Origin of the sequence: Nocardiopsis sp. MG754419 (assembly GCF_018207095.1) — a bacterium.
GTDB lineage: Bacteria > Actinomycetota > Actinomycetes > Streptosporangiales > Streptosporangiaceae > Nocardiopsis.
On the sequence record NZ_QOCZ01000187.1, the window covers coordinates 1 to 9,356 of the forward strand.

9 protein-coding genes are annotated in these 9,356 nt (G+C 70.9%); 6 read left to right on the plus strand and 3 right to left on the minus strand.

Features of this window, described 5'->3' with window-relative positions; translation table 11 throughout:
• Positions 1-276: 276 nt before the first annotated feature.
• The gene (locus DSY14_RS24905) at positions 277-1,851 is read left to right on the plus strand and encodes a DUF11 domain-containing protein (protein ID WP_211719055.1); all 1,575 of its coding nucleotides are present in this window, start codon (positions 277-279) and stop codon (positions 1,849-1,851) included.
• A 121-nt stretch (positions 1,852-1,972) separates the two neighbouring features.
• Here the strand turns inward: DSY14_RS24905 and DSY14_RS24910 are convergent, their stop codons facing one another.
• Positions 1,973-2,365: a VOC family protein gene (locus DSY14_RS24910; protein ID WP_211719056.1), complete on the minus strand. Its 393-nt coding sequence runs from the start codon at positions 2,363-2,365 to the stop codon at positions 1,973-1,975.
• A gap of 255 nt (positions 2,366-2,620) precedes the next feature.
• Here DSY14_RS24910 and DSY14_RS24915 point away from each other — a divergent pair, with 255 nt between their 5' ends.
• Positions 2,621-3,331: an HAD-IB family phosphatase gene (locus DSY14_RS24915; protein ID WP_211719057.1), complete on the plus strand. Its 711-nt coding sequence runs from the start codon at positions 2,621-2,623 to the stop codon at positions 3,329-3,331.
• Here the strand turns inward: DSY14_RS24915 and DSY14_RS24920 are convergent.
• Entirely contained in the window at positions 3,270-3,479 is a 210-nt protein-coding gene (locus tag DSY14_RS24920; RefSeq protein WP_211719058.1) for a hypothetical protein, read from the minus strand. The genes DSY14_RS24915 and DSY14_RS24920 overlap by 62 nt on opposite strands.
• A gap of 72 nt (positions 3,480-3,551) precedes the next feature.
• The gene (locus DSY14_RS24925; RefSeq protein WP_249188427.1) at positions 3,552-4,094 is read right to left on the minus strand and encodes a pyridoxamine 5'-phosphate oxidase family protein; all 543 of its coding nucleotides are present in this window, start codon (positions 4,092-4,094) and stop codon (positions 3,552-3,554) included.
• Between the two features lie 203 nt (positions 4,095-4,297).
• Between DSY14_RS24925 and DSY14_RS24930 the strand changes: the two genes are divergently transcribed.
• The 4 genes from DSY14_RS24930 to DSY14_RS24945 all read left to right on the plus strand — a co-directional run.
• Entirely contained in the window at positions 4,298-6,871 is a 2,574-nt protein-coding gene (locus tag DSY14_RS24930; RefSeq protein WP_211719059.1) for a M14 family zinc carboxypeptidase, read from the plus strand.
• 358 nt (positions 6,872-7,229) lie between these two features.
• Positions 7,230-7,448, plus strand: a complete 219-nt coding sequence (locus DSY14_RS29665) for a hypothetical protein (RefSeq protein ID WP_374224056.1) — start codon at positions 7,230-7,232, stop codon at positions 7,446-7,448.
• A gap of 588 nt (positions 7,449-8,036) precedes the next feature.
• On the plus strand, positions 8,037-8,483 hold the full coding sequence (locus DSY14_RS24940) for an ester cyclase (RefSeq protein ID WP_211719061.1): 447 nt from the start codon (positions 8,037-8,039) through the stop codon (positions 8,481-8,483).
• A gap of 205 nt (positions 8,484-8,688) precedes the next feature.
• Positions 8,689-9,356: LysR family transcriptional regulator (locus tag DSY14_RS24945; protein ID WP_211719062.1), on the plus strand; the 668-nt coding region annotated here is incomplete at its 3' end.

The window sequence follows — 9,356 nt, forward strand, 5'->3', positions numbered from 1 at the left end:
CTCCCCGCCCGATCGGGGATGTCGCCGCCGGAACCGGGGTTCGGCGTGTCGCCGCGCGTCGGCCCCGTCGAGCGGCGCGAACTCGGCGGAGGACGAAAGCCCCGAGACCACCGAGACGTGTGCACCGGTCGAGCGTTTTCCCAGATCATCGCCGGTGCACCCGTGTTCTTCGGTGCTCGGAGGCCCCGCGTGTGTTGATCTTGGTGGTCGAACCACCAGGGAGAACCACGGGGGCAGGGCGTGCGGCTGACGACATCGAGGATCCTCCGGGGCGCTGTGGGGGCGTTGACGGCCGCGTTCGCGGTGACGGCGCTCACGGGCCCCGCACCATCGGGAGTGGACCGGGAGGCACGGCTCGCCCCCGCCCTCCAGGTGGCCAAGTCCGTCTCCCCGGACCCCCTGATCATCGGCGCGCCCGCCGAGTACGTCCTCACCGTGACCAACACCGGGGACGAGGCGGCCGAGAACGTGGTCGTCACCGACACCCTCGGTGACGGGATCACCGCCCGGGACCTGCCGGAGGGCTGCGAGGCGAGCGGCTCGACGGTGGAGTGCAGCGGCGCGGGCGGGGTGACGCTCGCCCCCGGTGCGTCGGTGCGGTACACGCTCCCGGTCGACGTCGACCCCTCGCTCGACGACGGGGACAACATCGTCAATCGGGCCGTGGCCACCTCCACCACGCCGGGGACCGCCCCCGGGTCCACGCAACTGGTGTCGATCGCGCAGACACGGACCGATGTCGAGATCACCAAGACCGGGCCGGCGACGGTCCTGCCCGGTGGTCGCATCGTCTACACCGTCGTGGTGACCAACAACGGTCCGTCGGACGCCGTGGACGTGTTCGTCCAGGACCCCACCAACGGCAACCTGGTGTCCATCACCGACCTGCCGGACCAGTGCCCCCCGTCGGGGCTCACCATCAGCTGCCGACTCGGCACGCTGGGCCCCGGGGAGAGCGTCGAGCTGACCTTCGCCGTGGACACGGACGCCGACCTCGCGGAGGGCACCGTGATCGACAACTGCGCCACGGTCTACACGGGCAGCCGCGAGACCGACATGGACAACAACGTGTCCTGCGTCGAGACGGTGGTGGACGACGGGGACGGCCCCACGCCGCAGGTGCCCGAGAGTGACATTCGCCTGGCGAAGGCCGGTCCGCCCGTCACCACACCGGGCGCCACCGTGACCTACGCGGTGACGGTCACCAACGACGGGGACCAGACGAGCGGGGACGTCACCGTCCTCGACCCGATCGACATCGGTGAGGCCTCACCCGTGGAGGTGCCCGAGCAGTGCGTGCGTCAGGGTGACGTCCTGTTCTGTGAGCTCGGCGGTCTGGCCCCCGGCGAGTCGGTCGTGCTGGAGTTCGTCTTCAGCGTGGACGGGCCTCCGGGCGATCACATCCACAACTGTGCCGTGGTGCACCAGACGACCGAGGGAGCGGGCGAGGACCGGACCGCCTGCGTGGACACCGAGATCGAGGAGCCCGGCCCGTCTCCCTCTCCCTCGCCGAGCCCGTCACCGACGGAGCCGCCGAGTCCGACGGCGAGCCCCTCACCCTCGCCGACCGCGGGTCCCTCGCCGTCGCCGACCCCGTCGCCGAGCCCGACGGTGGAGCCTTCTCCTGGCCCGTCCGCGACTCCAAGTCCGTCCGTGAGTCCGGGACCCTCCGGGGAGCCGGGTCCGACGTCCGGACCGGCCCCGACCGTGTCGCCGGGCGGGGGAGGCGAGCCGGCGACCGGGCCCGCGCTGCCGGTGACGGGGGCGCCGCTGGCCGGGCTCGTGCTCGCCGCTCTCGTCCTGGTGGGTTCCGGCGCCGCGGCGCTGACCGTGGCACGCCGTCGCCGGTGACCGTGGGGCGCCGTGCGGGGCAGCCGCGCCCCGCGCCTCGCGCGCCGTCACGGGAGGGCGTCGCACGGTCGGGCGTGGTGCCCCGTCCGCTCCTCGGAGCGGACGGGGCCGGAGCGACCGGTCAGAACCGGCGATCGTCGCGGCGGAGCGGGTGGTCGTCGGGGACCTGGACCAGGACGATGCGCACCCCGTCCGGGTCGGCGATCCACGCCTCCACCAGCCCCCAGAACTCCTTCTGTGGCGGGCGCAGACCCCGGGCGCCCAGGGCGGTCGCCCGAGCGTAGACGGCGCGCACGTCGCGCACCTGCAACCACAGTGACATCGACGGCACACCGGTCGATTCGGCGTGCCCGGACACCTCCAGAAGGCCGTTACCGAGGAAGAACACGGTGCCGGGGGAGTCGGGGGGCCCGAACTCGCGGGACACGGCCAGTTCGAGAACGTCACGGTAGAAGGAACGACTGCGCGCGGGATCTGTGGGGTGGATCATCACGCGACTGCTGAGAACATCCATGCCCGCCATCCTGCCCGCTGTCGCGGCACCCGCCCACACGGCGCCCCGCTTCGCCCCCCGTCCCCGGGCGCGCGAGTCCGGGAACCGTCCGTACGCCACCGCAGGCACCGGTGACACACCCGACGATGACGACCGTGTGACCAGGACCGGGGCGGTGCTCGACGGCCACGGCCGCGCCGTGTCCGCGCCGCCCGGTGAGGACGATGAGGCCTCGGTCACGCGAGGATGGTCCTCGATCCCCACCGAAGGAGAAACGTGCCCTGGGCGCTGTTCGACCTCGACGACACCCTCATCGACCACGACTCGTTCGGTCGGTTCACCGCGCACCTCCTGCGGCGGAATCCGTTGCGCCTGGGGGTGGCCGTCCTTCTCGCCCCGGTGGTGGCGGTACTCGTGTGCCTCCCCCGCCGGCGGGTCCACGCCGGTGCGCTCCTGCTGTGGGCGGGCACCGTCGGTCTCCGCGACCGGGACCTGGACCGGATCGTGCGCGACCACCTCCGCCGGGGGAGTGTGCGGGAACGGCTCCGTCCCGGCGGGGCCGCGGCACTGGCCGCACACCTGGGCTCCGGCCACGAGGTCGCGGTCGTGACCGGCAGCGCCGCACTCCTCGCCGTTCCGCTGTGCCGGGAGATCGACCCGCGGATCCGGGTGGTGGGCTCCACCCTGCGGCGACGCCTGGGCGGGCTGGTGGCCGACCGGCACTGTCGCGGGGAACACAAGGTCACGATGCTGTCGGAGGCCGGGATCGGGGCAGAGGTCGTGGCCGCCTACGGCGACAGCGTGAGCGACGGCCCCATGCTCGCGCTGGCGCACACCGCCGTCCTGGTCAACCTGCCCGAGTCCGCCGTGGCGGAACTACGGACACGCTCGACCGGACGGGTGGTGTGCGTGCAATGGCCGCCGATCACTCCGAGGGCTGGGGAAGTGAGGGGCAGTCGACGATCGGGTTCACGCCGACGTAGTTGAGCGGGCCGACGAAAACGGTCACCACGGTGCTGCCCACCGTCGAACAGTTGGTGTCCGCGGAACTGAAGTAACCGCGTTGCACGGCCGCGACCAGGCCGATCGCCAACCACAGCAGGACGAGGATGGAGAGGGTGATACTGATACGCACTTCTGGCTCCTGGGGGGCTGTGGAGGACGCGTAGGTCGCTCGGTGTCGGTCCTCCGGAGCTTTACCCCATGATCACCCGTCCTCACCTCCCAGCGCTCCCGATCCATCGGCGAATCGCCAACGGGTCGCGCCATGACCGACATCGCCGGTCGGGAACGTGTAGATCGTGCTCGGCACCACCGCGAACACCGCGTACGGCGGGGGTCCCGCGGTCGGTGCGCCCTCCGGGCCGGTGAGCAGGTCGCCCTCGGGCCGGGGCGCCCACCCGTACACCACCGGGTAGGTCTCGGCCACCGCACGGACCCGCTCGGCATCGCTCACCCGCCCCACCGAGCCCTCCACCACGAGATCCCGGTGGGCGGTGGACACCGACAGACTCACCGGGGGAGCGCCGGCCAACAACCGGCCCTTGGCGGTCGCGGGCCCACAGGCGAAGTGCGCCAGGCCATGGGTCCACACGACCAACAACGGTCGGGTGTGCGGAACGCCGCTCGCGCGCGGGACGGTCAGCCAGTACGTGTCGGTGCCCGTCGCCAGCTCCTCCCGGACCGTGGTCCAGTCCGCGGCGGGGGCGTCGGTCAGTGCTTCGGCGGTCGGGGGACGGTGGGCTCTCATGTGCGCACTCCTGGTCCGATTCCGGGTCCGTCACCCGCAGACTAGAACGCCGCACCGACGGATCGCCGGAACAACGCGGCGGTGCGGCCCCGCGACCCCGCGTCGTTCTTGCTCATCCGAGGAAACGCCCAGGTGGCGTCCACACCTCTTGTGGTGGCCGCCCCGGGGAGGTAGGAACGTCGAAAACCACAGAAGGAGCCGGCGTGCCCCATCCCCCAGGTCCGAGATCGGACCGCAGCCCCACCACCCGTGCCACGAGCCTCGTCGGAGTCACGGCCGTCCTCGTGGCGATCGGCCTGGCGACGGCGACCGCGCCCGCCCTCGCCGAGCCGCGGGAGGAGGCCAACGGCGCCGAACGCAACGAGACGGCCGCCGGCACGGAGGCCCTCACCGCCGCGCCCCTGGCCGCACCGCCGGCCGCGCCCGGGGTCGAGGCCGACGCCGCCTACCCTCGCCGGAACGACCTGCCGGTCCCACCAGAGGACCCGGACGACCGTTCCGTCAAACTCGGCCTGGTCCCGTACCACGACATCGCGCCGACGCTCAACGATCTCCAGCAGACCTCCGACCGGGTCAGTGCGGAGATCATCGGCGCGTCCGTGGAGGGGCGGGACCTGTACCTGGTCACCCTCACCGCACCCGAGACCCGCGCCGAGGCCCGCCACCAGCAGCGCATGCGTGAGCTCATCGCCGAGAACCCCGACCGGGCCGCACGGGACCGCACCCTCACCGACCGGTACAAGACGCCCGTACACGTCAACGCCAACATCCACGGGAACGAGTGGGAGGGCACCGACGCCTCCCTGCGCGTCATCGAGGAACTGGCCACCGCCGAGGACGAGCGCACCGAGGAACTGCTGGCGTCCTCACGCCTGTACTTCACCGTCACCGCCAACCCCGACGGCCGGGTGGCGGGCACACGGGCCAACAGCGCCGGGTTCGACCTCAACCGCGACTTCGTCACCGTCTCCCAGCCCGAGTCGGCGGCGATCCGTCAGATCCTGATCGACACGCAGCCGGTCGTGATGATCGACCAGCACGGGTACGTCAACGGCACCCTCATCGAGCCCGCCACCCCGCCGCACGGCCAGAACTACGAGTATGACCTCTTTATCAAGCACACCTACGCGAACGCGCTCGCGATGGAACAGGCCGTGCTCGACCTCGGATACACCTCCGAGGACGACGGAGTGCAACCGCCCCAGATCCCCTTCCGTGACCGGGACGACGGCTGGGACGACTGGCCGCCCATCTTCACCCCCATGTACGCCCCCTACCAGGGCGCCGTCGCCGCGGCCACCATCGAGTTCCCGATGCGCGTCAACAACGCCGACTACCAGCGGCCCGAAGAGGAGCTGCGGCGGCGCAGCGCCATCAACACCGACATCTCCGCGGCCACCATCGAGGCCACCCTGGACTTCGCCCACGACCACCGGGAGGAACTGGTCGGCGACCAGATCGAGGTCTTCCGCCGTGGCGCCCACGGTGAGGACCAGGTGGTCCCGCCCGAGGACTGGGTGCCCGGCTTCGGCCCCGAGGACGTGTACACCACCGACTTCCCCCGGGGCTACGTGATCCCCGCCGGAGCGGACCAACGCTCGGCCCCGGCCGCCGCTCGCCTGGTGGACTTCCTCGTCGCCAACGACGTCCGCGTCCAGCGCACCGAGGAGGACGTCGACCTCGACGGGACCACCTACCCGGCCGGGTCCTACGTGGTCGACATGCACCAGCCCAAGCGCGGCATGGCCAACGTGCTGCTGGAGGACGGGCGCGACATCAGCGATGACGTCGAGGCGATGTACGACATCTCCGGGTGGAGCCACGGACGGCTGTGGGGCGCCACCGTGACCGCCACCGACGCCAAGCCGCCCACCGGGACCCCCGTGATGGCCGCCGGACCCACCGGCGCCGTGGAGGGTGACGGCGACTGGATCCTGCGCCTGGACGACGCGGCCGACGTCGCCGCGCTCAACGACCTGGTCGCGGCCGGTACGGAACCGGTCCAGGCCGGCCGGGGCGCGGTGTGGGTTCCGGCTTCGGCCGCGGAGGCGGTGACCGAGGTGTCCGAACGCCACGGCGTGGTCTTCACCCCGGCCGACGACCGACCCGACGGCCCGGGCCTGGAACCGGTCCGGGTGGCGGTGGCCGGCGCCGCGGATGAGGTCTTCACCCTCGGTGAACTGGGCTTCGACGTGACCACAGTGTCCACCTCCGTGCTCAACGACGGGTTCGACTGGGCCGAGACCGACGTGCTCTACGTGTCCAGCGGGCTGGTCCACGCGGACCTGAACGAGAGCGCACGGTCCGCCCTGGACACGTTCCTGGAGCGCGGTGGGGTGGTGGCGCGCGGCGGGACCGGTGCTCGCTTCAACGACCAGGCCGGGCTGCTCGACGTCACGCGGAACGCGGGCCGATCCGACGCCAACGGCGTGGTCCGTGTGGACGACGGTGACGGCGCCCTCGGGGGCACCGGCGGATACGGGTTCGTGTACGCACCCGGCTGGTTCACCGACCTCGGACCGGAGGTGACGGTGGAGCAGTCCTACGCCGCAGAGCGGCCGCTGGTGGCCGGGCACTGGCGGCCTGGATCCGGCGGCGCCGGTGGCCAGGACGCCGCGGCCGGGCGGGCGTCCGTGGTCAGCGGAGTCGCCGAACCCGGCGCCGGTGTGGTGCTGTTCGGCACCGAACCACTGTTCCGCAACCACCCGAAGGGCTCGTTCGGGCAGGTGGCCCACGCGCTGTACTGGTCCGCCGCCGAAGGCGCCGTTCGACACTGAGCCGTTGTACGGAGTGGCGCCCCGGGTGAGAGGACACCCGGGGCGCCTTCCCGCTCGAAGGGTGGGGAACGCCGCGCACGTGCGATGCCGACCGCTCAAGAGGCGGCGCCGCGCGTGGACGCCGTGAGGCCCCACCGTCGCGGGCGCGGGTTCCGGGGTGGTGCGTGCACACCGATGGGGGAGTGCGATGGCCGGCGGTGACGCGAGAGCTCACCGGTCACGGTCGCGTCAGTGGACCCGTGCAACCCTCCCGGGTCTCGACGGCGAGTGTGCTCCCCACGGCGGTGGTACCGGGCCCGCGGGCCGGGTCAGGTGGTCTCGACGAGGCCGGTGAGCACCCGTCGCACCATCCGTTTTCATCGTCTGTTGGCCTGTGTATCGAGACGGGAATGATGTGTATGCACAGAACCGACTTCTCTTCTTGGATGAGCTGGGCGAGGAATTCGACGAGGAGAGACCGTGGCGGCACATAGAACCTCGATCTGTGGTCAGTGAGGATGGCATGCGTATCTCTGAGTGGGCGACGAATATTTCTCAGGTGAGGGAGTTCCGAAGGGCGGTGTGGGGAGATGAGTGAAGAAGAATGAGGCGTCCGAGGCCGCCCGTCGGGGGAGCGGCGGACGATTCCCCGCCTGCGCAGCCGGTGGCGCTAGCGGGCATAGTCGTGGCTGTTGTCGCCGCGCAGACCGGCCGCTCCGCGCCTGCGAGGTCCGCGTTCGTCGCTGATCGGGGGGATCCCCGCCACCAGGGGTTGCAGGGTCTACCGACTATGGGCGGTTCTGACTCACGGTAGAGATCGCGCTGTGTGCCGGGATCCGACCAGGGCGCTGGAGTCCCACAAGCCTTGCGACGATGGACGCGCACCGGGCGCGGTGTCGGTCTACCCTCGGCGACCACGTTCCGCGAGCGGTCGGCGACGAGTGGCCACGCCTGCTCGTCACCTCCTCGGCGGCGACGCGCTCTTGCGCGTGACGGGAGGTGCCTCCGGAACTTCTCTCTGCGACCGTTCCCTCCAGGGCGCCTCCCTCACCGGGGCAGCGGCCACCCGTGGGCCGAGTGGTGACAGGCATGCGGTTTCCGCATACCTGGAGTGAAAATCTTGCGCTTGTGCGAGGAGAAGGGTGAATACAGGCTGGAGGAAATCACTCCGCTGAAAGGAAGACCCATGTCCGAGTACACCCGAGACGAACTGGTCGCCCGCCTGGTCAGGGCCGGGGAAATGGAGGTATCCGGTGAAGGCCCGCAGGAGGAGCTGGACTCGTACTTCAACGCCGAGAAATTCACGTTCGATGGCCCGGGAGGCTGGAAAGCGGACTATGCCGGACTGAACGCCTACTTCCAGTCGGTCCGTGCGGCCTTCGACGACCGGAGCATCCGACGCGGGATCGTCCTCGTCGAAGGTGACCTCTTGGCCTGCCAGACCTGGATCGAAGGAACGTTCGTTCGCCCGTTCACGCAGTCACCTGTGGGCACCCTGGAGCCCAACGGCGCTCGAGTGGTGTGGGATCTGATCAACATCTTCAGGTTCGACGACCAGGGCAGGATCATCGAGGAGTTCGTCCGACAGGACCTCCGTGACTTCCTGGAGCAGTTGGGCGCCAAGGACGCCTGATCCCGGCCTCGGTGCCCCCTCCCGGCGAACCGGGGGTCGCTACGCGGTAGGTGCCGAGAACGGTGGTCTCACCCCGAAGTGACCGAGCCCCGCGCGCGAGAGATCCAAGCGGCACACGCACCAGAACCGGCCGGAGCCGCCCGTACGCGGCGGGGAACCGACCTTAATATGGGAGAAAGTGGGACCCACTCCGATGGGGAGGCACATGGGGGACGCACCTGACGGCTCGCGGGGCACTGCCGTACCCGCCCCCTCGCACCACGCAGGGCGTCCCCCGGATCTCTCCCTCACCGGACTGCGCGTCCTGGTCGAGGTCGCCGATCAAGGCTCCTTCAGCGCCGCGGCCCACTCCCTCTCCTACACCCAGTCGGCGATTTCCCGGCAGATCAGTGCCCTGGAACAGACGGTGGGGACACGACTCTTCGAGCGTCATGCCCGGGGCGTGGCCCTGACCTCCGCAGGGGAGGCTCTGCTGCGGCACGCGGCCAAGGCCGTCGCGCACGTGCGGGCCGCCGAGCTCGAGATCGACGGGTTGAGAGACCGGCTGGCCGGTCGCCTGACCATCGGTGCCTACCCGATCGCCGCGGCCTCGGTGATCCCCCAGGCGATGTCCCGGCTGAGCCGACGCCACCCCGCCCTCCTCCTGGCGTTGCGGGAGGCCTCCACCCCTGAACAACTGCGTCTTCTGCGCGGCCGCCGTATCGAGGTCGCCGTCGTCGCCAGGGGGCAGGGCCTGCCGGACTACGACCTGACCGGCCTGAACGTGCAGGGCATCAGCAGGGGCCGTGGTCTGGGCGTGGTGTTGCCCGAAGGACATCCCCTGGCCGCAGACGAGATCGTCAAGGTCGCGGACTTGGAGGAGGAACCCTGGGT

What these genes read in the sequence shown, in the direction of transcription:
- DSY14_RS24910 (WP_211719056.1), bottom strand. Translation starts at nt 2,365, where the DNA reads ATGGATGTTCTCAGCAGTCGCGTGATGATCCACCCCACAGATCCCGCG.
- DSY14_RS24925 (WP_249188427.1), bottom strand. Translation starts at nt 4,094, where the DNA reads ATGAGAGCCCACCGTCCCCCGACCGCCGAAGCACTGACCGACGCCCCC.
- DSY14_RS24940 (WP_211719061.1), top strand. Translation starts at nt 8,037, where the DNA reads ATGTCCGAGTACACCCGAGACGAACTGGTCGCCCGCCTGGTCAGGGCC.